Source organism: Sphingomonas mali NBRC 15500, assembly GCF_001598415.1.
GTDB lineage: Bacteria > Pseudomonadota > Alphaproteobacteria > Sphingomonadales > Sphingomonadaceae > Sphingomonas > Sphingomonas mali.
The window spans coordinates 12,959-38,153 of record NZ_BCYX01000025.1 but is presented as its reverse complement, the minus strand read 5'-3'; the positions used below and the strand labels follow the sequence as shown (position 1 = coordinate 38,153).

Sequence of the window (25,195 nt, the reverse complement as noted above, 5' to 3'; positions counted from 1 at the left end):
ACAATGTCGATCGACCAAGGCGATTGGGACGATGGCGCCCGTGCGAGCGCCAGCACGCTGCTTGCGCGCGCGGCGGCAGCGGTGCGTCATGTCGATCGCCGTCTGGCCGAAGCGATTGACGACTTCTTTCTCGCCGACGATTCGCGGCTCGACGACCGGACGCGCGCGGCGCTTGCGGCGACGCTGACCGCGATGGTCGCGGTTGTCGAACACGATCTCCGCCAGCGAGCCGCTACACATTTGTCCGGCGCGGATCCCGCATTGATCCGGCGGATCGAAAGCGGTGCACCGGTGCTCGACCGCCTGGTCGGCAGCGGTTTGTTGCGCGATCTCGACCTGATGCGCGAATTGATCGCGCGAACCCGGCAGGATCTGCTCGTCGACCTGTTGCCTGCGTTACCGCCCGACGAGATCGGCTCGGCCAGCCTGCTCGCGCGGTTGGCCGGAAGCGCCGACGCCTGGGTCGCGGACGCGGCCCTGGCCATGATGGCCGCCGAAAGCCGACGCCGCGGGCTGATCGACAGCAATCGGCTGGAGCGAACCGAGCTCCCGGCCGAGCTGCACCACAGATTGGTCTGGTGGGTAGCGGCGGCGATTCGCGAACAATTAGGGCCGAGCGTGGCAGATCGCATGATCGTCGAGGCGGCGCTACGCGCACTCGCCGACCATGACGAAGGTGATCGGCTGGAAAGCGCTGCGATGCGGCTTGCCGCCACGATCGATCCGCAACCCGCGGAACTGGCGACGGTGCTGAGACACGCGCTGGGGGATCGGCGCGTGGCGTTGGTCATCGCATTGCTCGGGCATGCCCTCGGCATCGATTACGCGACGATGCGGCAGATCGTACTGGATGGGGGCGCGCAATTATGGCTGGCGCTGCGCGGGGCTGGCCTCGACCGTGCGACGGTCGCCCGCATCGGGCTCAGCCTGTGCGAAGCCGATCCGCGGCACGATGTCGAAGCCTTTGCCGACCAACTGGAAGCGATCGCCGCTGTCACGCCCGACGAGGCGCGCGGCGCGCTTGCGCCGCTCCGGCTCCATCCCGATTTTCGTGCGGCCATGGCCGAGCTGGAGAAGCGTCGATGAGCGCGGTCGACGCGGCTTTGCCGCCTGTTCACGGCTTCGTTTACCGTGATGGCCGCCTGGTCGATGCCGGGCCGCGGCTCGACGACCTCAACACGCGCGCCGGCGGCGCAATCGGCGAGCCCTTTGCGGTGCCGCAGGTCGCCGTGCTCGCGCGGCTGGCGCAACGGCTGGGGATCACGGTCGCGCGTCACGTATCGGTCGCCGACGGACCTGATGAGGTCGAATTGTGGGTTCGCGCCGATCCGGTCGAGGACGGCGTGCGTCTGGAACTGAGTGGCTGGAAGTTGCGCGCGCCGTGGACGCCGCCCGTAGACCTAGCCCGACGCGACCGCGATTTGTTGCTGCAAGGCGCCGATTGGTGGTGGGAAACCGACGCGACCTTGCGGTTGACGGCGGTCGGCCCCGGGGCCGCACAGCACGGGGTGGCACCCGAAAGCGCGCTCGGCAAGCCGCTAGCATCGTTGTTCGCGCTAGAGATGGATGCGGAAGGCGCGATGCCGATGCTCGGCGTTTTGACCGTGCACCAGCCGTTCGAGAGGCAGGCGGCGACGGTGCGCGCGACGGGTCAGGCTGTGACCTTGTCCGCGAATCCCATGCTCAACGCGGAGGGCCTGTTCGCGGGCTATGTCGGTGCGGTCAGGGCCGAAACGCGTGAACTGCCGCAAGCGGCGGACAATCGTCCCAGCGATCCGCTCGACGCGTTCAGCGCCCGACTCGATCGCGCGTTGCGCGCACCACTGGGACGCATCATCGCCAATGCTGACAGCATCCACGCTCAGACGGAGGGGCCGATCCGGCGCGATTATGCCGATTATGCGTCGGACATCGCCGGCGCCGGCCGCCATCTGCTCGGGCTGGTCGACGATCTGGTCGATCTGCAAGCGGTCGAACGGCCCGACTTCGCCCCCTCGGCGGAACAGATCGACCTCGCCGATATCGGTCGCCGCGCCGCCGGCTTGCTCGGTGTCCGAGCGGCGGAACGCGGCGTCAAGATCGACGCGCCGCAGGACATCGACCGAGCGCCCGCGACCGGCGAGTTCAAGCGCGTGCTGCAGATCCTGGTCAATCTGATCGGCAATGCGGTGCGCTATTCGCCCGATGGTGGCATGGTCTGGATCCGCACGCATCGCGACCGCGGCACGGCGGTGATCATCGTCGCCGATCAAGGCAAGGGCATCGCGCCCGAGGATCAGGCGCGCATCTTCGAAAAATTCGAACGCGTCGATCCGAGCGAACCCGGCGGTAGCGGCCTCGGTCTCTACATCGCCCGCCGGCTGGCACGCGCGATGGGCGGCGACCTGACGGTCGATTCCGCGCTGGGGCAGGGTGCGCGTTTCATGCTGACCCTACCAGGAGTTGGGGTCTGACGCGCGAACGATTTGGCTCGCACGAAGCCACGAAGGCGCAAAGAAGAATGGTTTCGCGCAGAGGCGCAGAGAGCGCGGAGATTATGCGCGCGAACGCGCGCTTCCGTTTTACTTCACAGAAATGAAAGGCTGCTGACGCGGCCGAGCGATACGCCTCAGCGCCCTCTGCGCCTCTGCGCGAACCGAATCTTCGTGCCTTTGTGTCTTTGTGCGAGGACTTTTACCGACAAACTCCGGCGCATGACCCCAACAGTAGCGACTCTAGCGTCGCCCGATCCATACCAGCACGATGCCGCCGGCGGCGAGCAGTGCGCCCCACAGCGCCCAAATGCGCATGTCGAGCATGAAGCTCGATGCCGGCCAGTGGACCAGGCCGAGGCCCTGGCCCATCCATAGCAACCCCATCGCGATGCAAAGCGCACCGACGATCTGGAGCAGCAAGCGCATCAGCGCTGGCCGATCGGGGTGTAATCGCGCTGCGTCGGGCCGGTGTAGAGCTGGCGCGGGCGGCCGATCTTCTGCGCCGGATCGCTGATCATCTCGTTCCACTGCGCGACCCAGCCTACGGTGCGGGCTAGCGCGAACAAAGCGGTGAACATCGTCGTCGGGAAACCGATCGCCGACAGGATCACGCCCGAATAGAAATCGACGTTCGGGAACAGCTTCTTCTCGACGAAATAGGGGTCGTTGAGCGCCATATGCTCGAGCTGCAGCGCGACCTCGAACACCGGATCGCTGACCTTGAGCGCATCGAACACCTCACGCACGGTCTGCTGCATCACCGTCGCGCGGGGATCGTAATTCTTGTAGACGCGGTGGCCGAAGCCCATCAGGCGGAACGGGTCGTTCTTGTCCTTGGCACGGGCGATGAATTCGGGAATGCGATCGGGCGTCCCGATCTCGCGCAGCATGTTGAGCGCAGCCTCGTTGGCGCCGCCATGCGCCGGGCCCCACAGACAGGCGATGCCGGCCGCGATGCACGCGAACGGATTGGCGCCCGACGACCCGGCGAGGCGGACGGTCGAGGTCGAGGCATTCTGCTCGTGGTCGGCATGGAGGATGAAGATGCGGTCGAGCGCACGCTCGACGATCGGGTTCACATGATAGGGCTCGGCCGGCACGCCGAACGTCATGCGGAGGAAATTGCCGGTATAGCTCAGCGAGTTGTCGGGGTAGAGGAACGGCTGTCCGACGCTGTATTTGTACGCCATCGCGGCGATCGTCGGCATCTTGGCGATCAGCCGGTGCGACGCGATCATCCGCTGGCGCGGATCGTTGATGTCGGTCGAATCGTGGTAGAAAGCCGACAGCGCACCAACCACGCCGCACATGATCGCCATCGGATGCGCGTCGCGACGGAAGCCGCGATAGAAAGTCGCGAGCTGCTCGTGCAGCATCGTGTGGCGCGTGATCGTGTGGGTGAATTCGTCGAGCTCGCCCTTCGACGGCAGCTCGCCGTTCAACAGCAGGTAGCTGACTTCCATGAAGCTCGATTGCTCGGCGAGCTGGCCGATCGGATAGCCGCGGTGGAGCAGCACGCCCTCATCGCCATCGATATAGGTCAGCGCCGATTCGCAGCTGGCGGTCGACGTGAAGCCCGGGTCATAGGTGAACATCCCCGTTTCGCTGTACAGCTTGCGGATATCGACCACCTGGGGGCCGACCGACCCGGACATCACCGGATAGTCGTGATTCCCGAACTTGAGGGTGTTCGTGTCGGCCATATAACATTCCTTCGAATTCAGGCTGCCATCCGGTCGGATATGCGGCCCAGGCTTTCTTCGCGGCCGAGGACGGCGAGTACGTCGAAAATGCCGGGGGAAGTGCGCTTGCCGGTCAGCGCCGCGCGAAGCGGCTGCGCGACCTGGCCGAGCTTGACCCCGGCGTCTTCGGCGACGTGCCGAACCGCGTTTTCGAGCGCCTCCGTATCCCAGTTCGCGACGGCGTCAAGCGCCGCGTGGACGCGCCCGAGGAGCGCAGGGGCGTCGCCCGCCAGCAGCATTGCTGCATCTGCGTCCATCGGCAACGGGCGGGCGTGGAAAAGGAACATGCTGCCCTCGGCCAGCTCAACCAGATTCGCGGCGCGCGGCTTGAGGAACGGCATGGTGCGGCGCAACAGTTCGTGCTGTGGCGGGGTCAAGTCCAGGGGGATTCGCTGGACCACGAGATTGGTGAGGCGATCGTCATCGGCTTCCCGAATGTAATGACCGTTCAGGTTCTCGAGCTTCTTCAAATCGAACCGGCTTGGTGATTTTCCGACGCCGTCCAGATCGAACCATTCGATCGCCTGCTCACGGCTGATGATCTCGTCGTCGCCATGGCCCCAGCCGAGCCGCAATAGGTAATTGTCGACCGCCTCGGGCAGCAGGCCCATTTCGTCGCGATAGGCATCGACGCCCAACGCGCCGTGGCGCTTGGAAAGCTTCGCGCCATCGGCACCATGGATCAGTGGGATATGGGCGTAAATCGGCTCCGGCCAGCCCATCGCGCGATAGATGGGCAGCTGGCGGAACGCGTTGTTGAGGTGATCGTCACCGCGAATGACGTGGGTCACGCCCATGTCATGATCGTCGACCACGACGGCCAGCATATAGGTAGGTGTCCCGTCCGATCGCAGCAGGACGAGATCATCGATTTCGCTGTTCTGGACGGTGACCTCGCCCTGGACGCGATCATGGATCGTCGTCGCGCCTTCGGTCGGCGCCTTCAGCCGGATGACATGGGGTGCGTCGGGGTCGTTGGGGACACGATCGCGCCATGGCGAGCGAATGCGTAGCGGCTTCTTCGCGGCATCGGCCTCGGCGCGCATTTGCGCGAGTTCGTCCTGCGTCAAATAGCAGCGATAGGCGGCGCCTCTCTCCACCATCTCATAAGCGACCTCGGCATGGCGAGCGGCGCGTGAGAATTGATAGATTTCGGGCCCGTCCCATTCTAGGTCGAGCCAGCGCATTCCCGCCAAAATGGCGTCAATCGCGGGCTGCGTCGATCGCGCGCGATCGGTATCCTCGATGCGCAGGAGGAACTTGCCCCCGTGGTGTCGCGCGAACAGCAGATTGAACAACGCAGTGCGCGCGCCGCCAATATGCAGAAAGCCGGTCGGCGAAGGCGCGAACCGGGTGACGACGTTGGTGACGGGTGCGCCGGTTGCGGGCGCCCCGGAGTCAGAACTGGCGCTCAACCGCGCATGCTCCCAGGCTGGATGACTGATGGCGACCGTCGCCGCCGCGCGCCCTAGCACGCGGTTCCGGCCGCTTCAAACGCTGGCGGCACGATGTACGCGTGCACGCCTTGCACTCGAACATGGGTTGGAGGCGGAGCGCGATCAACTCCCGTTATGGCTGCCGGTAGCATTGGGCGGCGGCATCGCATTGTGGTTCGTGCTCGACGACCCGATGCAATGGATCGCCGCGATGCTCGCGATGGCCGGCATCGCGCTCGCGGCGATCGCGATCGGGCGAGGCGGGCGCGCCAGCCGTGCGGTGGCATTGGCCGCCGCCCTGGCGGCAATGGGACTTGGGCTGGCGTGGTTGCGTGCGTCCTATGTCGCGCAACCTGTCCTCGCGCGGCCGGCGATCGTCATGCTGACCGCAAGGGTCGAAAGTATCGAGCCGCTGCCGGCGCGGGACCTCGTGCGGGTGAGCTTGACGCCAATCTCGGCACAGGCGGTCGCTAGCCCGAAACGTCTGAATTGCGCCAAGGAACGCGGCTCGCCTTATGGCGCCGGAGGGCGGCGATGCGACGATCGACCCAGGCCGCCACTCGTGCTGCCGCCGCACGTGCGAGTGAATATCGCGAACACGGACGCGCCCGCCGGGCTTGGGCCGGGCGCGATCATCAAGCTGCAGACCCGGCTGATGCCGCCCAATGAGGCGACGGTGCCTGGCGCCTACGATTTTCGGCAAGTGGCGTGGTTCGCCGGGCTTGGCGCGACCGGCAAGGGAAATGCGCCGGTCAAGGTGATCGAGCCCGGCAAGGAATCGAATGGCCTCCGCGCGGCGCTGGCGGCGCATATCCAGAGCAAGGTCGAGGGCAGCGCGGGCGGGATCGCCGCCGCACTGGCGGCGGGCGACGAGGGCGCGATTTCGCTGGAGGATGCCGACGCTATGCGGCGGTCCGGGCTCGCTCATCTCTTGTCGGTAAGCGGGCTGCATATCACCGCCGTCGTCGTTGCGACGATCTGGGCGGTCACGCGGTTGCTCGCCTTGTGGCCATGGCTGGCACTGCGGGTGCGGATTCCGGTGATCGCGGCAGGGGCGGGCGCGGTTGCGGCGATCGGCTACACCTTGCTCACGGGCAGCCAGGTGCCGACCGCGCGCTCATGTATCGCGGCATTATTGGTATTGGCGGCGCTCGCGATGGGGCGCGAGGCGATCACCTTGCGGCTAGTGGCGGCGGGCGCCTTCATCGTGCTGCTGATCTGGCCCGAGGCGCTGGCGGGGCCGAGTTTCCAACTCAGCTTCGCGGCGGTCGGATCGCTCATCGCGTTCCACGAGCAACCGCGCATCAAGCAATTGTTCGAGAAACGCGACGAGGCATGGTGGCGTCGCGTCACGCGCGAAATCGGCTCGTTGCTGCTTACCGGCCTGGTCGTCGAAGCGGCACTGGCCCCGATCGCGCTCTATCACTTTCATAAGGAGGGCATGTACGGCGTCGTCGCCAATATCGTCGCGATCCCGCTGACCACCTTCGTCATCATGCCGGCCGAGGCACTGGCGTTGGCAGGCGACGCGATCGGTTTGGGTGCGCCCTTCTGGTGGGTGACCATGCACGCGCTCAACCTGTTGCTGTGGATCGCGCGTGCCGCGGCCAAAGCGCCGGGGTCGGTGGCGATGCTGCCCGGCATGCCGGCGGGCGCGTTCGGGCTGATGATCCTCGGATTGCTGTGGCTCATGCTGTGGCGCTCGCGGATGCGTTTTGCCGGACTCGTGCCGATGGCGATGGGCGTGGCCTGGGCCCTGGCGATCCCGGCCCCGGATTTGCTGATCTCGGGCGATGGCCAGCATCTCGCCGTGCGGACGCCCGACGGCGGAGTCGCGATCCTGCGCGACAAGGCAGGCGACTATACCCGTGACACGATGACCCAGAATGCCGGGGTGGATGGGGAGGCGCTGCTGCTGTCTGATCAGCCCTTCGCCAAATGCACGCCCGACGCGTGCCTCGCTTTGGTGCAATCGGGAGGACGGATATTCCGCGTGCTGGCGACGCGAAGCCTGTACCAATTGCCATCGGACCAACTGATCGCCGCATGCCGCGCGGCGGACATCGTCGTCAGCGACCGGCGGCTGCCGTCAGCGTGCCGACCGACTTGGCTGAAGCTCGATGCGCCGTTCCTGCGCCGTACGGGTGGAATGGCGATCAGCCTGGCGAGCGGACGGATCGTCACCGTCCGCCAGCCAGGCGATCGTCACCCCTGGGTAATGTCGGGTCCGCGCTCTAATCGTAGCGGCGCAACAGACCGGCTAGGCGGCCCTGGATACGCACCTGCTGGGGAGCGTAACGCTGCGGATCATAGGCCCGATTGGCCGGATCGAGCCGCACCATAGCGCCTTCGCGGCGGAAATATTTGAGCGTCGCTTCGCTTTCCTCGATCAGCGCCACGACGATCTCGCCGTCACGCGCCACATCGGTGCGGCGGATCAGCGCGTAATCGCCGTCGAGAATGCCCGCCTCGACCATCGAATCACCGGCGACTTCCAGTGCATAATGCTCGCCGCTGCCAAGCAAGGCAGCGGGGACGGGGAGCATCGACGATCCTTCGAACGCCTCGATCGGCACGCCGGCGGCGATCCGGCCGTGCAGCGGGATCTCGATCACGTCGTTGGCCGGTTCGGGGGCTGGGCGGAAATTGTTCGGTTTGGGCTGTGCGGCCGCCGGACGCTTGCTGTCGGCACGCTCGGGCATCTTCAGCACCTCGAGTGCGCGCGCGCGATTGGGCAGGCGCCGCAGGAACTGCCGCTCCTCAAGCGCCGAGATCAGGCGATGAACGCCGGACTTCGACTTGAGGTCGAGCGCCTCCTTCATCTCCTCGAACGACGGCGACACACCGGTTTCGTTCAAGCGATCGTTGATGAAGCAGATCAGCTCATGCTGCTTCTTGGTGAGCATCGACGTTCCTCCGTCCAGAACAGACGCGGAACTTTTACGGAACGTTGCGGATCAAGTCAAGCGAGCGGCAGGATGTCCACGGTACCGCCAATGGCGGCGGGCGGGGCGTGCGGCGGGCGGACGATCAGACACGTCGCGTGGGCGAGCGTCGCGAGCATCGAACTGTCCTGCAGCGCGGCGGCGGAGACGCGGCCATCGGCGATCGTTCCGCGCAGATAATCCTGGCGATGGTCGTTGGCGGGAAGGGGGGCGGCGAGTTCAGCGCGAAGCAGGCGCGGCAACGGATCGGCTGCGCCGGCCATCGCCGCAATCAGCGGGCGCAGGAACAAAGTGGCGGTAACGAACGCCGATACCGGGTTACCCGGCAGGCCCAGCACGATCGCGTCGCCGAGCCGGCCCGCGAGCATCGGCTTGCCGGGCCGGATCGCGATGCGCCAGAAATCCACCGTTCCACCCGCCGCTTCGAGCGCAGGACGGACCAGATCGTGATCGCCGACCGAGGCGCCGCCGGTCGTGACGACGATATCGGCATTGGCGCCGGAGAATGCCGCGACGAGCGCCTCGAGCCGGTCGGGGACGATCCCTGCCACCGTCACGTTGACGGGCAGGTCGGCGAGCATCGCCGCAAGCATCGCACTGTTGCCCTCGGGTAGCGCGAGCGGGTCGTCGCTGGCACTTCCGGGCGCGATGAGCTCGTCGCCCGTGGCCAGGACGGCGACTCGCAAGCGACGATTGACCTCGAGTTCCCCGTATCCGCCGGTGGCAGCGAGTGCGATCGCGGCAGGCGTGAGGCGAGCGCCGGCCGCGATCAGCACCGCGCCGCGATCGAAATCGAGTCCCTTGCGCCGAACGCTCGCGCCGCGGCGTGGTGGTCCCTCGCCGGTGAGGAACAGCGTATCGCCAGCGCGGTCGGTCTCCTCCTGAACGAGCACGCTGTCGGCACCCGGGGGCATCGCGGCGCCGGTGAAGATCCGCGCGGCCTCTCCGCGCCCGACCGAGCCGGGGAACGCGCGTCCCGCCGCACTCTCGCCGATCACGCGCCAAGGACCCGGCAAGTCGTCGAACCGGATCGCATAACCGTCCATGGACGACAGATCGGCGCCGGGCTGGGCGCGCATTGCGGCGACGGGTTCCGTGGCCCAGCGGCCCGCCGCGGCGGCCAATGGTACGCGCTCGCTCGCGACGCGGGGCGCCATCGCGAACAAGCGGGCCTGAGCATCGGCGACGGGGAGCAGCGGGGTCATCGCTTACGCCATGCCACAGCGCATCGCTCCACCGCTAGCAGTTCGCCGCGCGATGAACGTTGTCAGCCCGCCGGATGCGGCTTGACGCCCGACCAGGTCCAGGCCTTGATCTTCCAGCCCGTTTTGCCCTTTGACAGCACGAAGGTCATCTCGCCCTCTTCTGCGATCCGTGCGCCCTTTTCCTTGTAATTATAGACCGTCGGAATGATGACATAGGCCCTGACACCGTCGATTTCGCGGCGTGTTGGGGCGCCGTATTTGACCGATCCGTCAGATACGCCGGTCGCCTTCGCGTGCTTTTCGTAATCGGCCGCCCATAGTTGGGGTGCCTTGGGGCCAACCCAGAGGTGCGGCGCGAATTCGTCGATGATCGACACGTCGCCTTGGACATAAGCGGCATAAGCCGATTTGGTGTCGCCAGTGTTGAAGCCGTCGATGAACTGACGAATCGGCTTGGTCAGATCGCCATCGGCGGCGGGTGCCGCGGCCGTGACCGGCGCGATCAGCAATGCTGCCAGCGGCAGCAGAAACAGTTTTTTCATCAGCATCCTCCCCTCGGAATGCACTGAAGCGTGAGCTTGGGCAGACGAGTGGTCAACGCATGCCAGACAAGATGCTGTGATCTTCCGGAATAGTCCGATCGATCAAGGAGCCCGCCAGTCTCCCGACTTGCCGCCAGTCTTCGAGAGCAGGCGGACCGAGCCGATCGTCATCGCCTTGTCGATCGCTTTCGCCATGTCGTAGATCGTCAGCAGCGCGACCGAGACGGCGGTCATCGCTTCCATCTCGACCCCAGTGCGTCCGGTCGTGGTGATCGTCGCGGTCGCCGTTACGCCCTCGCCGTCGACAGAAAGGTCGATCGCGGCGCTGGCGATCGGCAGCGGATGGCACAGCGGGATCAACTCGCCGGTGCGCTTGGCGGCCATGATGCCGGCGATCCGTGCGGCCGCGAGGACGTCGCCCTTGGGGACGTTGTTCGCGCCGATCGCGGCCGCCGCTTCATGAGACATCGATATGCGTCCGGTCGCGATCGCGCGCCGTTCGGTTTCCAGCTTGCCGGAGACGTCGACCATCCGGGCTGCACCGGCGTCGTCGAGGTGGGTCAGATTCGGTTGATTGGCCATCCGCCCAAACTACTCCGTTCGCCCTGAGCTTGTCGAAGGGCAGTGTGGGGCGGATAGGTGTGCTTCGACAAGCTCAGCACGAACGGGCTATTAGGCCCGATGCTATCGGCCCTATTGGCCCAGCAACTCCCGGGTCGCCGCCGCGATATTCTCCGCGCGCATCAGGCTCTCGCCGACCAGGAAGCAGTTCACACCATGCGCGCGCATCGCGTCGAGATCGGCGCGGCTGCTCAGTCCGCTTTCGGCCACGAACGTGCACCCGGCCGGCGCCTTGCCGACCAGCTCGTACGTCCGATCGAAGCTCACCGAGAAATCGCGCAGGTCGCGATTGTTGACCCCGATCAGCCGCGACTTGAGCTTGAGCGCGCGATCGAGCTCTTTCTCGTCATGCACCTCGACCAGCACGTCGAGCCCGCAATCGATCGCCGCCGCCTCGATTTCGGCCATTCGCGCATCGTCGAGCGCGGCGACGATGATCAGGATGGCGTCGGCGCCCAGTGCGCGGCTCTCATGCGCTTGCCACGGATCGATCATGAAATCCTTGCGCAATAGCGGCAGCGGCACGGTGTCATGGATCAGCGCCAGGTAGGAATCGTCGCCCTGGAAATATTGCTCGTCGGTCAGCACGGACAGGCAAGCGGCACCTCCCTTGAGATAAGCGAGCGCATGCGCCGGTGGGTCGAAATCCTCGCGGATCACGCCTTTGGACGGGCTCGCTTTCTTGACCTCGGCGATCAATGCCGGGCCGCTCTTGGCCTTTTTGTCGAGCGCCTTTCTGAACCCGCGCGGCGTGTCGCGGCGGGTGATCATCGCTTCGAGACTGGCGAGCGACGTCGTCGCCTTCTTCGCGGCGACTTCGGCGCGCTTGGTTTCGAGGATACGGTCGAGGATATTGGTCATTTATAGGCGATCCAGCAATCGAGCAGCGCGTTGGCAAGACCCTTGTCGATCGTTTCCGCAGCTTCCTCGGCGCCTTCGGTGAGCGTGTCGGCGGCGCCCGCGACGACCAGGGCGGCGGCGGCGTTGATCAGCACCGCGTCGCGATACGCGCCATGCTCGCCCTGTAGCAGCCGGCGCAGGGCCGCGGCGTTATAGGCGGGGTCGCCGCCATGGATCGCGGCGATCGGATGGCGCGGCAGGCCGGCGTCCTCCGGGGTGATATGATCGGGCAGTGATAGCCGGCCGACGCTGACCGCGACGGTCGGACCCGCGCCGGACACCTCATCCAGCCCTTCCTCGCCCGAGACGACCAATGCGGCTTCGGTGCCGAGTTGCTCGAGCGCCTCGGCATAGGTCGCTGTATAGTCAGGCCGCGCGATGCCGATCAGCTGACGCGTGACGTGCGCGGGGTTGGCGAGCGGACCCATCAGGTTGAAGATCGTGCGGCGGCCGATCCTGCGGCGGATCGGGGTGATCCGCTTCATCGCCGGATGATGGTTGGCCGCGAACAGGAAGCAGATGCCGAGATCGTTGAGCGTCGCCTGGGCGAGCGCGCCGGCGCGTTCCATGTCGAGCCCCAGCGCTTCCAGCGTATCGGCGGCACCGGCTTTCGAACTCGCGGCACGATTGCCGTGCTTGGCGACCGGCACCCCGCTCGCCGCGACCACCAGGCTGACCGCGGTCGAGACGTTGAGCGTGTGGTGGCCATCGCCGCCGGTGCCGCAGACGTCGATCGCGTTGGCCGGCGCGTCAATCGGGATCAGCCTCTCGCGCAGCGCCCGCGCGGCTTCGGCGATCTCGATGCTGGTCTCGCCGCGGTTGGTCAGCGCGATCAGGAATTCGGCGATCGCCTCCTCGGATGTCTTGGCGTCGAGGATGTCGGCGAACGCCTGCCGCGCCGATTCGCGCGACAGGGGAGTCGAGGGATCGGGCAGCGGCGCAAAGCTGGTCACGCCAGCGCCTTCGCCTTCAGCCCGGCGAGCTCGAGGAAGTTCGCGAGCAACTGATGCCCGTGTTCGGTGGCGATGCTCTCGGGGTGGAATTGCACGCCGTGGATGGGCAGGGTCGCGTGGCGGAAACCCATGACGAATCCGTCCTCGGCGCGAGCATTGACGATCAGCTCGGCAGGAACATCCTCGACCACCAGCGAATGATAACGCGTCGCCTGAAACGGCGAGGGGACGCCCTTGAACAAGCCGGTGCCGTCATGGGTGATCGCTGACGTCTTGCCGTGCATCAGCCCGCCGCGCACGACATGGCCGCCGAAATGCTGGCCGATCGACTGATGACCCAGGCACACGCCGAGCAGCGGCCGGCCGGCATCGGCGGCGGCGGCGACCAGGTCCAGGCTGACCCCGGCTTCGTTCGGCGTGCAGGGGCCGGGCGAAATCAGGAACGCCTCGGCATTGCTCGCCAGGGCGTCGCGCGCGGTCAGCGCGTCGTTTCGCACGACCTGCACGTCCTGCCCGAGCTCCATCAGATAATGGACCAGGTTCCAGGTAAAGCTGTCGTAATTGTCGATGACCAAAATCATTGCGGCCCCGCTAGCGCGTTCGCTGCACCGCGACAATCGTCGTTGCGCCCTCGTTTTGCCGCGTTTCGGCCTGCCAAGCGCTGGAATGATACGGGATCGATCCTATCTAGGGCCCGTTCAAGTGCCCAAGGAAAGGTCGCACCGATGATTCGCACTGCGTTTGCCGCTTTGGCTCTACTGACCGTCCCCGTCGGTGCGATGGCACAGGATAAGACCGATAAGCAGACCGATACCGGACAGCCCGTCAAGCGAATCCGGTCCGTGATCGTCGAGCCCGATCAGAAATGCCCGCCATCCACTGGCGACGAAATCGTCGTGTGCACGACCGTGGACGATCCCTATCGTATCCCGAAGGCACTGCGCGGCGCCGGCCCGATCCCGCCCGCACGGCAAAGCTGGGTCAATCGCGTCGCGGCCGACGAACAGACCAGCCGAGAGGCTGCGGGGCTTCCCGATACTTGCTCACCAGTGGGATCGGGCGGCCAGACCGGCTGCGCGCGCTCGGCGGCGCGGGCCTGGGCGGCTGAGCGCCGCGCCAAGGCCAACGGTCAGTCGGACGACCAGTAAAGCCTATTGCCCAAAGCGAGCGTCGCCCGCTCGGGCGATCGCTTCGCGGGCGGCGGCGAGCAGTGCGCCCGCTTTCGCCTCGCACTCGCGCTGTTCGTAGACGGGATCGCTATCGGCAACGATGCCGGCGCCGGCCTGGACGTGCATGACGCCGTCTTTGACCACCGCCGTTCTCAACACGATGCACGAATCCATCGATCCGTCGGGCGAGAAATAGCCGACCCCGCCGGCATAGGCGCCGCGCGCCTCGGGCTCCAGTTCGGCGATGACCTGGCAAGCGCGGACCTTGGGCGCGCCTGACACCGTCCCCGCGGGAAACCCGGCGAACAGCGCATCGATCGCGTCCTTGCTGCCATCGAGTTCGGCAACCACGTTCGAGACGATATGCATCACATGGCTGTACATCTCGATCGTATAGCTGTCGGTGACTTTGACCGAGCCGGGGGCGGCGACGCGGCCGGCGTCGTTGCGGCCCAGATCGAGCAGCATCAGATGCTCGGCGCGTTCCTTGGGGTCGGCGAGCAGCGAACGCCGATTCTCTTCGTCCTCGGTCGCCGATTTGCCGCGTGGGCGGGTGCCCGCGATCGGGCGGATCGTCACTTCGCCATCGCGCACGCGCACGAGGATCTCGGGGCTGGAGCCCGATAGTGCGAAGTCGGGCAAATCGAGGAAATAGAGGAACGGCGAGGGGTTTACGCGCCGCAGTGCGCGATAGAGCTCGATCGGCGGCAGCGCGAAGGGCGCAGTGAAACGCTGCGCCAGGACGACCTGAAAGATATCGCCGGCTGCGATATAGTCCTTCGCCTTCAACACCATCTCGCGATACGCGCCATCCGGCAGCACCGGAGCCAGTGCGATGTCACTCGGGTCGCCGCGCGGCGCCGCCGGGATCGGGGCGCTTGCCAGCCTGGCGGCGACGCCGTCGATGCGTTCTTCGGCCAGCGCCAGGGCTGCCTCGGGGGCGAGCCCGCTATCGGGCCAGAGCGGGGCAACCAGAAACAATTGATCGGCCAGCCGGTCGAAGATCAGCACTGTCGTCGGCCGCACGAAGATCATGTCGGGCAGGCCTAGGCCGGGATCCGCGGGGCGCGGTAGATCCTCGACCAACCCGACCGTCTCATAGCCGAAATAGCCGACCAGACAGGCGAGCGCGCGCGGCAATTCGGGCGGAACGTCGTCCATCCGGCACGAAGCGACGAGCGACCGGAACGCCGTTAGCGTGGGCTCAGTGCACGGCTCGAACGCGGTGCGATCGGTCAGCCAATGACGGTTGATCATGGCGTCCGCGCCCTGCGCCCGGAACACGAGATCGGGCGCGAGTCCCAACAGGCTGTGACGCCCGCGCACCGCGCCGCCTTCGACCGATTCGAGCAGGAAATCGCCGCGCTCCGGCTCGATCAACTTCAGTGCCGCGGCGACCGGCGTCTCGGTATCCGCGACCTGGCGCCGCCAGACGAGTGCCGGACGTCCGGCCGCGAGCGCGGTCAGCGCGGCGTCGGCTCCTTCGATCATCGCGTTACTGAGGCTGATCGCTGCCGTCACCGCCCTGACCGAGCAGGTCGCGGCGCAGCGCGGCGATCGCGTCGTCGTTTTTCTTCACGCCGACCTTGTCGCGCACCGCGCGGGCGAATTGCTGGCGATATTCGTCGCCCATGCTCGCACCCAGATCGCCGCGCATCTTGTCGACCAATTGCGCATTGCCGGCGGCATTGCCCTTCTCGATCGAGTCGACGACGATGACGAACCAGCCGCCCTTATACGGCGCCTCGACCAGCGACGCGCTGCCCTTGGGCTTGCTGAACAGCAAGACGAGCGGGGCGGGCGGCTGCTTGGTCGCGAACAGCTGGGCGCGGTTGGCCGACATCGGCTTGGTCGCATCGAGCTTGATACCCGATTCGGCCATCGCCTGGGCGAGCGGAATGCCCTTGTTGACCTTGCCGGTGATGGCGTTGGCGACGTCACGCGCCGCCTTGACCTGGCGATCGATGACGACGTCCTTCTTCACCTGGTCGGCAATCGTCGCGAACGGCCGTGCCGCTGCCGGGATCACCTTGTCGAGCTTGGCCACCGCGAAACTCCCGTCCTGGCCGTAAGGCACCAGCTGGGGGTCGTCATCGGCTTCGGACTGGAAGGCGAGCTGATAGAGCGCCGTCTGGTTGGGATCGGGCTTGACCGGCGTCGCCGCAGTCGGATCCGTGCCGTTGGCGGTCAGCGGCGTCGTCGTCTGGACAGTCACGTTGAGCTTGGCAGCGATCTGATCGAGCGTCTGGCGATTGGTGATCGCATCCTCGATCTGATCGCGCAGCGTCTGCGCGATGACTGCCAGTTTCTGGTCGGTGAGTTCCTTGGTCAGCTCGGGCTTGGCTTGATCGAGCGTCTTGCCCGCGACCTTGGTGATCTTGTCGAGATGCGCGACCACCCAGCCGAGCGGCGTCTTGACCGGACCGATCACCGCACCCTGCGCGGCGCCGAACACCTGATCGGCCAATGCGGGCGTTGCCTGGCCGGCATAAGCGGTCTTGTTGACGTCGTTGATCGCCGCTGCCTCGAGCCCGAGCGCCTTGGCCGCGGCTTCGATGGCGGTGCCGCCGCGGACTTTCGCGGCGAGGTCGGTGGCGGCTTTCTGGTCCTGCAGCACGACCTGCTTGAGCGAACGATTCTCGCCCGCGTCGAACTTCGCCTTTTGCGCCTGATAGGCCTTGGCGATCTCATCGTCGGTCGGGGTTGCGCGCTTCTTGAGCTCGTCGAGCGTGATCAGTGCGTAGCGTGCCGAGCGGCGTTCCGGGATCGTATAGCGCGCGACGTTGCGGGTGTAATAAGCGTTCGCCTCGGCGTCGGTGACCGGCGCGCCGGCGGGCATCTTCTTGGTATCGACGAACGCCACGGTGCCGTTGCGCTTTTCGAGCAGCATCGAGGCGTAGGAGGTCGCGACGCCTGCCGGGCCCTTGAGCTTGTCGGTCGCGTTCCCCGCGATCGGGCCGAGCATCAACTGGGTCATCAGGTCGCGGCCCATTTGATCGTGAAATTGCTGGTCGTTGGACTTCAGCATCGCCAGCAGGCGATTGTAATTGTCCTTGTCGAACTTGCCGTCGAGCCCCCGGACACCGGGAATGTTCGCGATCTGGTTATCGATCAACGATTTGCCGACGCGGATGCCCTGGCTGTGGCCGAATTGTTCCATCGCCATCGAGGTCAGCCGGCTTTCGAGCGGGCCGTCGAACCCACCGCGGCTGATGAATTCCGCCATGGTGAGCTGCGGTGCCTGATTGCGATACATGTTGAGCATGCCGTCGGTGGCATTGCGCAGATCGGTGACGGAGACGGTGTCGTTGCCCACGGTCGCGGCGGTCGCGGCGCTCTGCCCGCCCAGCGAGTTTGACCTCAGGCCGGTGACGTCGCCCAACCCGAACGCCACGCCGATCAGGCCGACGACGATCAGCGTGACGAGCGCGCCGATGCGCGAAAAGATGATCTTGCGAAAGAAAGTGAGCATGGGGCCCGATCGTTGGTCCTGAAAAACGAGCCGACGCTTTAGGGTCCGTGCTCGATTACGGCAATGCCCCGAGCACATGCGCGGAGCCCGTGTGGCGCGATACCCGGTGCACGACGCTTGCGCACACTCTCATGACCGCTATCGGGGACGGAGAAAAAAAGGGAGGACACATGACACGGCGCAAGCTGATCGCGGGCAACTGGAAGATGAACGGCAGCCTGGCGGCGCTCGCCGAGCTCGACGGCATCGCGGCGGCCGCCGCTGCGGCGCCGGGTGTGGACGTGGCGGTTGCCGTTCCGGCGACGCTGATCGCGCCGGCGCATGCACGCGTACCGTCGCTCGCGATCGGGGCAGAGGATGTGCACGAGGCCGACAGCGGCGCGCATACCGGCTGCATCTCAGCGCCAATGGTCAAGGAAGCCGGCGCCGTCTTCACCATTGTCGGCCACTCCGAGCGCCGCGGCGACCAGCACGAGACCAGCCACGACGCCTATATGAAATCGTCGGCGGCGCATCGTCATGGACTGACCGTGATCCTGTGCGTCGGGGAGACGCAGGCCGAGCGTGATGCGGGTCGGGCCGAACGCGTGGTCCAGGCGCAGATCGAGAAATCCTTGCCCGACGATGCTCGTGCTGACTGGCTGACGCTTGCCTATGAACCGCGTTGGGCGATCGGCACGGGCCGCACCCCGACGATGGAGGAAATCGCGGCGATGCACGCGATCGCGCGCGCCAAGCTGCATCAGATGATCGGCGACACCGCGATCGACGTGCGGATTCTTTACGGCGGATCGGTGACCGGAGCGAACGCCGCCGAAATCCTGGCGGTCGAGAATGTCGACGGCGCGCTGGTCGGGGGCGCCAGCCTGACGGCGGACAAGTTCGTCCCGATCATCCAGGCAGCCAAGGCGCTGGCCGCATGACCGACACGCCGCTGCCAGCCCCGCGCCGCGTCGTCACCGCGATCGACGCAGAGGGCCGGTCATACATTGCCGAGGATGGCGTTAGTCCGGCCGAGTTCGTTCTGCCGGGCTCGACCTATCGCAGCACGAATATGTGGCGCACGCATGCAGCGCCCGGCGCGATCGAGGCGCCGGACGACATCGCCGAGCACCGTGGCGTACTGCCGCCGAGCCGCGGCACCGTCCTGCGCGTGATCGACTTCCCGCCCATCGGCGACGCGACGCCGCAAGAACGCGCGGCGATGGTCAAGGCGGTGTTCGCCGCGCTCTACCCCGATGCCGATCACCACGAAGGCAGCGAGCGCTCGGCGAGCATGCACACGACCGATACCGTGGATTACGCGATCGTGCTGGAAGGCGAGATCGTCGCGGTAATGGACCACGACGAGACGATCTTGCGCGCGGGCGACATCCTGATTCAACGCGGGACGCCGCATGGGTGGGAAAACAGGTCGGACCACCTCGCGCGCATTGCTTTCGTGTTGATCGACGCGGTACGCTCGGCCGCCGCCTGATCGCGGTCGGTTTGCGTCGGAATCGAACTAGCAGCTTGGCCTTCCTCTTCAGGAGTCGCGGCGATGGATATTCTCGGACAGCTTTTACAGCAGGCGACCGGCGCAACTGGCGGTGATGCCGGCGCGACGCCGCAAGTCGATGTCGGCGCGCTCGCGCAGCAGTTCGGACTGACGCCCGATCAGGCCAATGCCGCGGTCGGCGCGTTGCTGCCGGCGGTCCTCGGGGGATTGAAGAAGGTCGAGCAAGGCGGCGGTCTCGGTTCCGTTGCCGACATTGCCGGCACGACCACATCGCCGGCGACCGACACCGATGCCGGCAACGCCGTGCTTGGTCAGATTTTCGGGTCGAAGGATGTCAGCCGCTCGGTCGCCACCGCCGCCTCGGCGCAGACCGGGATCAGCGACACGATCATGAAGGCGATGCTGCCGATCGTCGCAGGCCTGGTCGCGCAACAGGTATCGAAGAAGATGGGCGGCGGCATGATGGGCGGAATCGCCGCGAGCGTGCTGACGTCGATGATCGCAGGCGGCGGCGTGAGTGCGGCTCCTGCCGCACCGGCAGCGGTACCCGCAGCGGGGCCGGCAGGTGGCATCTTCGGCAGTCTCGGCGGGCTGGCATCGATGCTCGACGCCAATCACGACGGCAACCCGCTCGACGATATCCTGGGGATGGTGCGCGGCGGCGGTCGGTCGGCCTGAAGAACTCGACGGGCTTCGCAAAATACGCTTCCCGGCGTAGAAGAGGAGGCTCAGCCGCCGTAGCGTTTCCGCAGCATCGCCCAGGCGGCGCGCAAGCCCAGGGCATCGCCACCCTTGGGTCGTCCCGGCTTGGCATTGGGGCGCCAGGCGAAGGTGTCGAGATGCGCCCAGGGCACGCCCTCGGGCGCAAAACGGCGCAGGAACAAGGCGGCGGTGACCGCGCCGGCATAGCCATTGTCGGGCGCGTTGATCAGATCGGCGATGTCAGACTTCAGATAATCGTCATAGCCATCCCATAACGGCAGCCGCCACAACGGGTCGTGGACCGTCGTGCCCGCCTCGATCAGATCGGCGGCGAGCGCTTCGTCGCTGACGAAGGTCGCGGGCAGATCGGGGCCGAGCGCGACCCGCGCCGCGCCGGTCAGCGTGGCGTAATCGATCACCAGTTCGGCCTTGGTCCCATCGGCACCTTCGCCCGCTTTGGTCAGCGCGTCGCCCAGCACCAGCCGCCCTTCGGCGTCGGTATTGGTGTTCTCGACCGTCAGTCCCTTGCGCGTCTTGAGCACATCACCCGGGCGGAAGGCGTCAGCCGAAATAGCATTCTCGACCGCGGGGATCAGCACATGCAGCCGGATCGGCAAGCGCGCCCCCATGATCAGATGGGCGAGGGCCAACGCGTGCGCGGCGCCGCCCATATCCTTTTTCATCAGCCGCATGCCGCTCGCCGGCTTGATGTCCAGGCCTCCCGAATCGAAACAGACGCCCTTGCCGAGCAATGCGACGCGCGGATGTTTGGGATTGCCCCATTCGATCTCGATCAGCCGCGGCGCGCGATGCTTCGCGGCGGCACGGCCGACCGCGTCGATCATCGGATAGCCTGTCGCCAGCGCATCGCCGCGCGTGACCGTCAGCGTCGCGTCGAACGTCTTGGCGAGCTTCTCCGCCTCGGCTTCGAGTTCGGCCGGGCCCATGTCGGACGAGCCGAGATTGACCATGTCGCGGACCAACGCGGTCGCTTGCGCCAGCCTGACGGTCTCGTCGATCCCGGCCGGATCGTTGGTCAGCAGCACGCGCGGGCCGCCATTCTTGTCCGGCTTGGTGTAGCGTTCGAAGCGATGCTGCGCGAGCAGCCAGCCCAGGCCTGCCGTGCCGAGATCCCCGCTCTTCAACCTGTACATGCCCTCGGGCAGGAAATCGGGTTGCGACGCGATGCGCCATGGCGAACTGGCGGCTTCGTCGCAGACGTGCAGCACCGACCAGTCTTCGGCGCCATCACCAGGAAGGATCGCCTTGTTGCCGGCCTTGCCGGTCACACGGGCGGCGGCGACCATCGCCCGCACACGCGGCGGTTGCGTGGCCAACCAGTCGGCGAACCCGTCGGGATGGACGACCTCGATCGCGCGCGCGGATTGCCCGCGATCAGGCTGGAGAAGGGCGGCGAAGTCGGTCATGCGATTGTCTCGTCGGATAAGCGGATTATTTGGTAGAGAGCGTCGGTCACTCGGCCGGCATCACGATGAACTGTTCGTAGCGCCCGGCACCATCGGGTTCGGCATAGGTCACCACGGCCAGCTTGGTGCCGTTCGCATAGGTGACGGTGTAGTTGCGGTTGACGAACCCGCCGCGCAGTCGCGCGGGCCGCGTCAGGGTGAACGATGCCGGGTCGCCGAGCTTGGCCAGGCTGTCGCGATAGTCGCCGATCGCGGTGCCATCGAAATAGTAATTGGCATCCTCGGTCATCGTCGCGCGATCGAGCTTGCCCGTCCGCAACTGGTCGAAGATCGCGCGCGCCTGCGCGGTCTTCGCCGTTTCGGCGTCGCCGGGCGCCGCGGCCCCGGTGGCAGGCGGCAGGATCAGCTCGGAAATCTGGCTCGCAATGCCGGTAAAGGCATCGGAAAAGTCCGAATTGACCAGCACGACGACGGCAGCCTTGTCGTCCGGATAGACGATGTTCTCGGACAGGAAGCCGACCGCTTCGCCGGTATGTTCGACGTAGCGATGTCCCTTGGCGGTGCCCGTGAAGACCCCCAGGCCGTAATTGGTCGACTTGCCATTGGTCAGCAGGATCGGCGTCTCCTGCGTCTGCCAGTCATCAGCCGGCATCACGCTGCGGTTGAGCCGGGCGATATCCCATTTGGCGAGGTTGCTGGCCGACATGGCGAGTTCGCCCGCCGCGAACAGCCAGCCGCGCGCCGCAGGCTTCTCTACCCGCACGGGACCGAGCGCGTAGCGATGATAGCCTTGCGGAAAGCCCTTGCCGACCGCCAGATCCTGGTCGATCACCTTCATGCCCAGCGGCTTGAACACCTTCTCCTGCAGATAGGCGAGCAGCGGCTTGCCCGCCGCCTTTTCGACGATCATCCCGGCGACGACATAGCCGGTGTTCGAATATTGCCATTGCGTGCCCGGCGCGAAATCGAGCGGCTTCTTTGCCCAGCGATCGATGATCTGCTGCGGTGTGACCGGCTTTTCCATCGCCGCGAAGCTGTAGTCCTGCGGCCAATAATCCTGCAGGCCCGACGTGTGGCTGAGCAACTGCCGGATGGTGATCTTGTCGCCATCGGTGATGCCGGGCACCCATTTGGCGACATTGTCGTCCAGGCTCAATTTGCCCTCATCCTTGAGCAGCAGGATGGCGGCGGCGGTGAATTGCTTGGAGACCGAGGCGATCTGATAGGGTGCATCGGCGCGCGGTGTCGCGATTGTCTCAGACTGTTTGCCATAGGCCTTGGCGAACACGATCTTGCCGTCGCGCACGATCGCGACCGACGCCGAGGGCACGCCGTTGCGCGCCAGGGTGTCGGTCACGATCGAATCGACCTTGGCGGTTTCGGCTGGGGTCAGATCCTGCGCGAGGGCAGGGGTGGCGACGAGAAGCAAGGCAAGCGGCAGAAAGCGCATCGGCGGGTCGCTCCGAAAGAGTGGCCCGCTCGCTATAGGCCGCCGTTCGCAGCGCGCAATCAGCGCGCTAGCGGTACGCCGGGCATGAGCGCCAGGCGGGGGGCGTAGTGCCAGGTTTCGGCGCGGAGCGTGCGCACCGAGCCGCCGCTCAGCGACAGAGCTGGCGGAGCGCCGGGCGAACTCGCGGGGAGCATCAGTAGATAGCGTCCCGGTGCTCCGTCGAGGCCACGATACCAGGTCGCGCCTCGCAACGGCCGAGCGGCGATGCCGGCCTCGAACGTGGCTATTTCATCCGCAGCGATCGCATAGACGTGGAGATATGCCCTCGGTCGTCGCTGTTCGAGCGGCGTCGCGCGGCTCGCCTCGCGCCACAATTCCCAACCTTCGTCGCCGATCGCGGAGACATAGGGCCCTGCATTGGCGCGGAAGTCGGCACCATCCCCCTTGGGATCGGGACGACCCGCAAGGCCGTCGGGCGTCGTCCCGAACGTCCCGTCGACAAAGGCGCCCGCGCGATCGCCGTTCGTCACATACCAGGCGAACCAGGCGAGCTTGTCGGCATGAGCCGCATGCCAGCGCAGATGCTGACGATAGCCGGCTTCGAACGCGGCTCGGTCCTTCACCGTGTAAGCATAGAGATGCGCGGTGCCGCCCGATTGCGCGGCCGCAACGGCCGGAACGACGATCGGCAGGCAGGCGAGCAACAGTCGGACGAGCATCGGATTTCTCCTTCTCTCGCGGTGTAGACTTGCGCCGGTAATTCCGTAATTCGAAAGATCAGAGATAATCGTTAGGTAGGACAGAATGTTTGAGGGCGCGGACCTGCGGCGGGCGGCCATATTCCACGCGGTCGCGCGCGCCGGCGGGATTGCCGCAGCGGCGCGGGCGATCGGCAAATCGGCGCCCGCGGTCCATGCCGACCTTCGCCGGTTCGAGCGTGATGTCGGCGTCACGCTGATGGAGCGATCGGGGAGGGCGCTGCGACTCACGCCGCAGGGAAGGGTGCTGTTCGATACGATCGGCCGCGCGCTCGACGAGATCGACCGGGTACGCGTTTATCTCAATCGCGACGACGGGTTCGTCACGCCGCTCAGGATCGGCGCGGTAACCGGGTTCGGCCGCTACCGTCTCGCGCCGGCTCTGTTCGCGACAATGCCGGGTGCGCGGCCGATCCTGTTTCGCACCGGCTCCCACGACGATCTGCTCGCGGCGTTGCTGGCCGGGGAGATCGACCTGGCCGTCACTTATCGCGCGGTGACGGCGGTGCCGGTCGAATCGGTCGAGCTGGCGGGCGAAGAAGCGGTGCTGGTGGGCGCCATCGGTGACGTCGGCAGTCTCGAGGCGATCGAGCGGCTTCGCTTCGTCACCTATGACGAATATGATTATGTGTTCGGCCATTGGTTCGACCGCGTGTTCGGCCGCCAGCCCGCGTCGCTGATCCGTCACGACCATTGCACCGAACTGGAAGAGGCGCTGATCAGTGTCCGCGCCGGGCGCGGGGTGACTATTGCGCCGCTCGATGCATGCCTCGCGGCTGAGCTCGAGCCCGCGAAGGCGGGAGGGGCGCCCAACACGCTGTATCTCTGCGGAATTGGGGGAGCGCTGGCCTCGCCCGAGGCGGCGATGATTCGCGACTTGCTCGCCTAACGACGCTTCTTGCGCTTGACGGGTGCTTGCGGACGGACTGGCGGCGCCGGCGGCCGCAGCGCGATGCCTTCGATAGGCGCGCAGCGGGCCATCACCGTGCCGATCATCGCGAGCAGCCGGGACCGCGCATTGCCGAGCCCCATCGGGTCGGTGCCGCGATCCTGCGTCTCCAGATTCACGTAAGGCAGGCCGCGGAACAATGCGTAGTTGGAGAGCGACCCGTCGCTGGTCACGACATGCTCGAACATGATGTTCATGTCGGCATCCGACAAAGGCCGCGCGCAATAGCTGCTCGCGGGGCTGCGGTCGCCGAGATAGGAGATGATCGCGACGCTGTCGGTATCATCATACGGCCAGGCGGCGCGGATCGAAGGGCGCGGCGAATAGAGGTCGCTGCAAAGCAGTACCGAGATTTCGCCCCTGCCGGTATAGCCGGCATTGGGCGGCGTGCAGGTCGATTCCGAGGCGTCGTAACCGGCCTCATTGGTATGGAGAGCCACGATAAGCCGCGGCGGACCGCCCAAATCCGCGAGGATCGTCGCGGCGTAATTGGGCGTGTCGTCGCGAAAGTTGCGGTTGGGGTCGATCAACCTGCCATAAGCGACGTCGGGGTTCATCCGGCTGTCCGGCCCGTCGATCGACCGTGCTTCCTCGATCGCGATCACCACACCACCGTACGATCGCACCGCGAAAACCGCCGCCTGGAACGCGGCATTCTCGTTGTCGTGCGGCACGAACCAGAGCGGGCCGGCGGGATGGCGCAGGTTGACGATGCGATAGAGGCGCCAGAAGGCGCGATCCTCACGGAATTCGATGCGATTGATCGACAGACCGTCCCAGATCGCGGGATTGGCCAAACGTGTGAAGTCGTCGGTCGCCATTACCATTGGGTCGACCGGGGTGACGATCTTCTGCAGCGGCGCCGACACGATTTGCGCCGATGCGGCGGGCGCGATCAGCGCCACGACCAGCCCCACCAGGATCGCCCACATCTTCATGACGCCACTCTGTT

General features: G+C 66.2%; 24 protein-coding genes. 8 read left to right on the top strand and 16 right to left on the bottom strand.

All coding sequences use genetic code 11. The annotated features are described in order from the left end of the window. The first annotated feature begins 3 nt into the window (after positions 1-3). Both SMA01S_RS16640 and SMA01S_RS16635 read left to right on the top strand, forming a co-directional pair. A complete protein-coding gene (locus SMA01S_RS16640; protein WP_066824891.1) occupies positions 4-1,086 on the top strand; it encodes a DUF2336 domain-containing protein in 1,083 nt (360 codons plus the stop codon). Continuing rightward, complete coding sequence (locus SMA01S_RS16635) at positions 1,083-2,453, top strand: PAS domain-containing sensor histidine kinase (RefSeq protein WP_066824889.1); 1,371 nt, start codon at positions 1,083-1,085, stop codon at positions 2,451-2,453. Before SMA01S_RS16640 ends, SMA01S_RS16635 begins: the two co-directional genes overlap by 4 nt. 261 nt (positions 2,454-2,714) lie before the next feature. Here SMA01S_RS16635 and SMA01S_RS16630 read toward each other — a convergent pair whose 3' ends face one another. From SMA01S_RS16630 to gltX, 3 genes are read right to left on the bottom strand one after another with little or no spacing between them, the layout of a single operon-like run. Further along, a complete protein-coding gene (locus SMA01S_RS16630; protein WP_066824886.1) occupies positions 2,715-2,900 on the bottom strand; it encodes a hypothetical protein in 186 nt (61 codons plus the stop codon). Further along, positions 2,900-4,177 (bottom strand): citrate synthase, encoded by a 1,278-nt coding sequence (locus SMA01S_RS16625; protein ID WP_066824883.1) that lies wholly within the window; start codon positions 4,175-4,177, stop codon positions 2,900-2,902. The genes SMA01S_RS16630 and SMA01S_RS16625 overlap by 1 nt, the downstream gene beginning before the upstream one ends. 17 nt (positions 4,178-4,194) lie before the next feature. After that, positions 4,195-5,631 (bottom strand): glutamate--tRNA ligase, encoded by a 1,437-nt coding sequence (gene gltX, locus SMA01S_RS16620; protein WP_066824979.1) that lies wholly within the window; start codon positions 5,629-5,631, stop codon positions 4,195-4,197. A gap of 28 nt (positions 5,632-5,659) precedes the next feature. On the opposite strand from gltX, the gene SMA01S_RS16615 reads away from it, so the two are divergent. Beyond that, positions 5,660-7,996, top strand: a complete 2,337-nt coding sequence (locus SMA01S_RS16615; protein WP_084250381.1) for a ComEC/Rec2 family competence protein — start codon at positions 5,660-5,662, stop codon at positions 7,994-7,996. On the opposite strand, the gene lexA is transcribed toward SMA01S_RS16615, so the two are convergent. The 7 genes from lexA to SMA01S_RS16580 all read right to left on the bottom strand — a co-directional run bounded on the left by lexA (position 7,887) and on the right by SMA01S_RS16580 (position 13,399). Further along, positions 7,887-8,558, bottom strand: coding sequence for a transcriptional repressor LexA (gene lexA / locus SMA01S_RS16610; protein ID WP_066824877.1), 672 nt, complete (start codon positions 8,556-8,558; stop codon positions 7,887-7,889). The two genes, SMA01S_RS16615 and lexA, sit on opposite strands and share 110 nt — an antisense overlap. Positions 8,559-8,614: 56 nt before the next feature. Next, entirely contained in the window at positions 8,615-9,802 is a 1,188-nt protein-coding gene (locus tag SMA01S_RS16605) for a molybdopterin molybdotransferase MoeA (protein ID WP_066824873.1), read from the bottom strand. 62 nt (positions 9,803-9,864) lie between these two features. Beyond that, the gene (locus SMA01S_RS16600) at positions 9,865-10,344 is read right to left on the bottom strand and encodes a hypothetical protein (RefSeq protein WP_157093995.1); all 480 of its coding nucleotides are present in this window, start codon (positions 10,342-10,344) and stop codon (positions 9,865-9,867) included. Positions 10,345-10,446: 102 nt separating this feature from the next. After that, complete coding sequence (gene moaC, locus SMA01S_RS16595; protein WP_066824867.1) at positions 10,447-10,926, bottom strand: cyclic pyranopterin monophosphate synthase MoaC; 480 nt, start codon at positions 10,924-10,926, stop codon at positions 10,447-10,449. A 111-nt stretch (positions 10,927-11,037) separates the two neighbouring features. Beyond that, positions 11,038-11,826: an indole-3-glycerol phosphate synthase TrpC gene (gene trpC, locus SMA01S_RS16590; protein ID WP_066824866.1), complete on the bottom strand. Its 789-nt coding sequence runs from the start codon at positions 11,824-11,826 to the stop codon at positions 11,038-11,040. Continuing rightward, complete coding sequence (gene trpD / locus SMA01S_RS16585; RefSeq protein WP_066824864.1) at positions 11,823-12,818, bottom strand: anthranilate phosphoribosyltransferase; 996 nt, start codon at positions 12,816-12,818, stop codon at positions 11,823-11,825. The genes trpC and trpD overlap by 4 nt, the downstream gene beginning before the upstream one ends. Next, positions 12,815-13,399 (bottom strand): anthranilate synthase component II, encoded by a 585-nt coding sequence (locus SMA01S_RS16580; RefSeq protein ID WP_066824862.1) that lies wholly within the window; start codon positions 13,397-13,399, stop codon positions 12,815-12,817. Before SMA01S_RS16580 ends, trpD begins: the two co-directional genes overlap by 4 nt. Before the next feature lie 144 nt (positions 13,400-13,543). Here SMA01S_RS16580 and SMA01S_RS16575 point away from each other — a divergent pair, with 144 nt between their 5' ends. Then, a complete protein-coding gene (locus SMA01S_RS16575) occupies positions 13,544-13,966 on the top strand; it encodes a hypothetical protein (RefSeq protein WP_066824860.1) in 423 nt (140 codons plus the stop codon). A gap of 3 nt (positions 13,967-13,969) precedes the next feature. On the opposite strand, the gene SMA01S_RS16570 is transcribed toward SMA01S_RS16575, so the two are convergent. Together SMA01S_RS16570 and SMA01S_RS16565 are read right to left on the bottom strand one after the other, a co-directional pair. Next, positions 13,970-15,478, bottom strand: a complete 1,509-nt coding sequence (locus SMA01S_RS16570) for an anthranilate synthase component I family protein (RefSeq protein ID WP_066824978.1) — start codon at positions 15,476-15,478, stop codon at positions 13,970-13,972. Positions 15,479-15,482: 4 nt separating this feature from the next. Next, on the bottom strand, positions 15,483-17,459 hold the full coding sequence (locus SMA01S_RS16565; RefSeq protein WP_066824858.1) for a peptidylprolyl isomerase: 1,977 nt from the start codon (positions 17,457-17,459) through the stop codon (positions 15,483-15,485). Positions 17,460-17,629: 170 nt separating this feature from the next. Here SMA01S_RS16565 and tpiA point away from each other — a divergent pair, with 170 nt between their 5' ends. From tpiA to SMA01S_RS16550, 3 genes are all read left to right on the top strand, one after another. Next, positions 17,630-18,382, top strand: coding sequence for a triose-phosphate isomerase (tpiA, locus tag SMA01S_RS16560; protein ID WP_066824856.1), 753 nt, complete (start codon positions 17,630-17,632; stop codon positions 18,380-18,382). Beyond that, a complete protein-coding gene (locus SMA01S_RS16555) occupies positions 18,379-18,936 on the top strand; it encodes a cupin domain-containing protein (protein WP_066824854.1) in 558 nt (185 codons plus the stop codon). The genes tpiA and SMA01S_RS16555 overlap by 4 nt, the downstream gene beginning before the upstream one ends. Before the next feature lie 63 nt (positions 18,937-18,999). Beyond that, complete coding sequence (locus SMA01S_RS16550; protein WP_066824852.1) at positions 19,000-19,635, top strand: DUF937 domain-containing protein; 636 nt, start codon at positions 19,000-19,002, stop codon at positions 19,633-19,635. A gap of 50 nt (positions 19,636-19,685) precedes the next feature. Here the strand turns inward: SMA01S_RS16550 and SMA01S_RS16545 are convergent, their stop codons facing one another. The 3 genes from SMA01S_RS16545 to SMA01S_RS16535 are packed head-to-tail and all read right to left on the bottom strand — an operon-like array spanning position 19,686 to position 23,255. Then, positions 19,686-21,086, bottom strand: coding sequence for a leucyl aminopeptidase family protein (locus SMA01S_RS16545; RefSeq protein ID WP_066824851.1), 1,401 nt, complete (start codon positions 21,084-21,086; stop codon positions 19,686-19,688). A gap of 46 nt (positions 21,087-21,132) precedes the next feature. Then, entirely contained in the window at positions 21,133-22,536 is a 1,404-nt protein-coding gene (locus tag SMA01S_RS16540; RefSeq protein ID WP_066824848.1) for a serine hydrolase domain-containing protein, read from the bottom strand. Positions 22,537-22,595: 59 nt separating this feature from the next. Beyond that, a complete protein-coding gene (locus SMA01S_RS16535) occupies positions 22,596-23,255 on the bottom strand; it encodes a hypothetical protein (RefSeq protein ID WP_066824845.1) in 660 nt (219 codons plus the stop codon). A gap of 85 nt (positions 23,256-23,340) precedes the next feature. Here SMA01S_RS16535 and SMA01S_RS16530 point away from each other — a divergent pair, with 85 nt between their 5' ends. Beyond that, a complete protein-coding gene (locus tag SMA01S_RS16530) occupies positions 23,341-24,183 on the top strand; it encodes a LysR family transcriptional regulator (RefSeq protein ID WP_066824841.1) in 843 nt (280 codons plus the stop codon). Here SMA01S_RS16530 and SMA01S_RS16525 read toward each other — a convergent pair. Next, a complete protein-coding gene (locus tag SMA01S_RS16525; protein WP_066824838.1) occupies positions 24,180-25,181 on the bottom strand; it encodes a hypothetical protein in 1,002 nt (333 codons plus the stop codon). The genes SMA01S_RS16530 and SMA01S_RS16525 overlap by 4 nt on opposite strands. Between the last annotated feature and the right edge of the window lie 14 nt (positions 25,182-25,195).

Bases quoted from the DNA above. Each gene is read 5' to 3' on its own strand.
- SMA01S_RS16640 (WP_066824891.1), top strand. From the start codon at position 4: ATGTCGATCGACCAAGGCGATTGGGACGATGGCGCCCGTGCGAGCGCC.
- SMA01S_RS16635 (WP_066824889.1), top strand. From the start codon at position 1,083: ATGAGCGCGGTCGACGCGGCTTTGCCGCCTGTTCACGGCTTCGTTTAC.
- SMA01S_RS16630 (WP_066824886.1), bottom strand. From the start codon at position 2,900: ATGCGCTTGCTGCTCCAGATCGTCGGTGCGCTTTGCATCGCGATGGGG.
- SMA01S_RS16625 (WP_066824883.1), bottom strand. From the start codon at position 4,177: ATGGCCGACACGAACACCCTCAAGTTCGGGAATCACGACTATCCGGTG.
- SMA01S_RS16615 (WP_084250381.1), top strand. From the start codon at position 5,660: ATGGCGACCGTCGCCGCCGCGCGCCCTAGCACGCGGTTCCGGCCGCTT.
- lexA (WP_066824877.1), bottom strand. From the start codon at position 8,558: ATGCTCACCAAGAAGCAGCATGAGCTGATCTGCTTCATCAACGATCGC.
- SMA01S_RS16605 (WP_066824873.1), bottom strand. From the start codon at position 9,802: ATGACCCCGCTGCTCCCCGTCGCCGATGCTCAGGCCCGCTTGTTCGCG.
- SMA01S_RS16600 (WP_157093995.1), bottom strand. From the start codon at position 10,344: ATGAAAAAACTGTTTCTGCTGCCGCTGGCAGCATTGCTGATCGCGCCG.
- moaC (WP_066824867.1), bottom strand. From the start codon at position 10,926: ATGGCCAATCAACCGAATCTGACCCACCTCGACGACGCCGGTGCAGCC.
- trpC (WP_066824866.1), bottom strand. From the start codon at position 11,826: ATGACCAATATCCTCGACCGTATCCTCGAAACCAAGCGCGCCGAAGTC.
- SMA01S_RS16580 (WP_066824862.1), bottom strand. From the start codon at position 13,399: ATGATTTTGGTCATCGACAATTACGACAGCTTTACCTGGAACCTGGTC.
- SMA01S_RS16575 (WP_066824860.1), top strand. From the start codon at position 13,544: ATGATTCGCACTGCGTTTGCCGCTTTGGCTCTACTGACCGTCCCCGTC.
- SMA01S_RS16570 (WP_066824978.1), bottom strand. From the start codon at position 15,478: ATGATCGAAGGAGCCGACGCCGCGCTGACCGCGCTCGCGGCCGGACGT.
- SMA01S_RS16565 (WP_066824858.1), bottom strand. From the start codon at position 17,459: ATGCTCACTTTCTTTCGCAAGATCATCTTTTCGCGCATCGGCGCGCTC.
- tpiA (WP_066824856.1), top strand. From the start codon at position 17,630: ATGACACGGCGCAAGCTGATCGCGGGCAACTGGAAGATGAACGGCAGC.
- SMA01S_RS16555 (WP_066824854.1), top strand. From the start codon at position 18,379: ATGACCGACACGCCGCTGCCAGCCCCGCGCCGCGTCGTCACCGCGATC.
- SMA01S_RS16550 (WP_066824852.1), top strand. From the start codon at position 19,000: ATGGATATTCTCGGACAGCTTTTACAGCAGGCGACCGGCGCAACTGGC.
- SMA01S_RS16545 (WP_066824851.1), bottom strand. From the start codon at position 21,086: ATGACCGACTTCGCCGCCCTTCTCCAGCCTGATCGCGGGCAATCCGCG.
- SMA01S_RS16540 (WP_066824848.1), bottom strand. From the start codon at position 22,536: ATGCGCTTTCTGCCGCTTGCCTTGCTTCTCGTCGCCACCCCTGCCCTC.
- SMA01S_RS16535 (WP_066824845.1), bottom strand. From the start codon at position 23,255: ATGCTCGTCCGACTGTTGCTCGCCTGCCTGCCGATCGTCGTTCCGGCC.
- SMA01S_RS16530 (WP_066824841.1), top strand. From the start codon at position 23,341: ATGTTTGAGGGCGCGGACCTGCGGCGGGCGGCCATATTCCACGCGGTC.
- SMA01S_RS16525 (WP_066824838.1), bottom strand. From the start codon at position 25,181: ATGAAGATGTGGGCGATCCTGGTGGGGCTGGTCGTGGCGCTGATCGCG.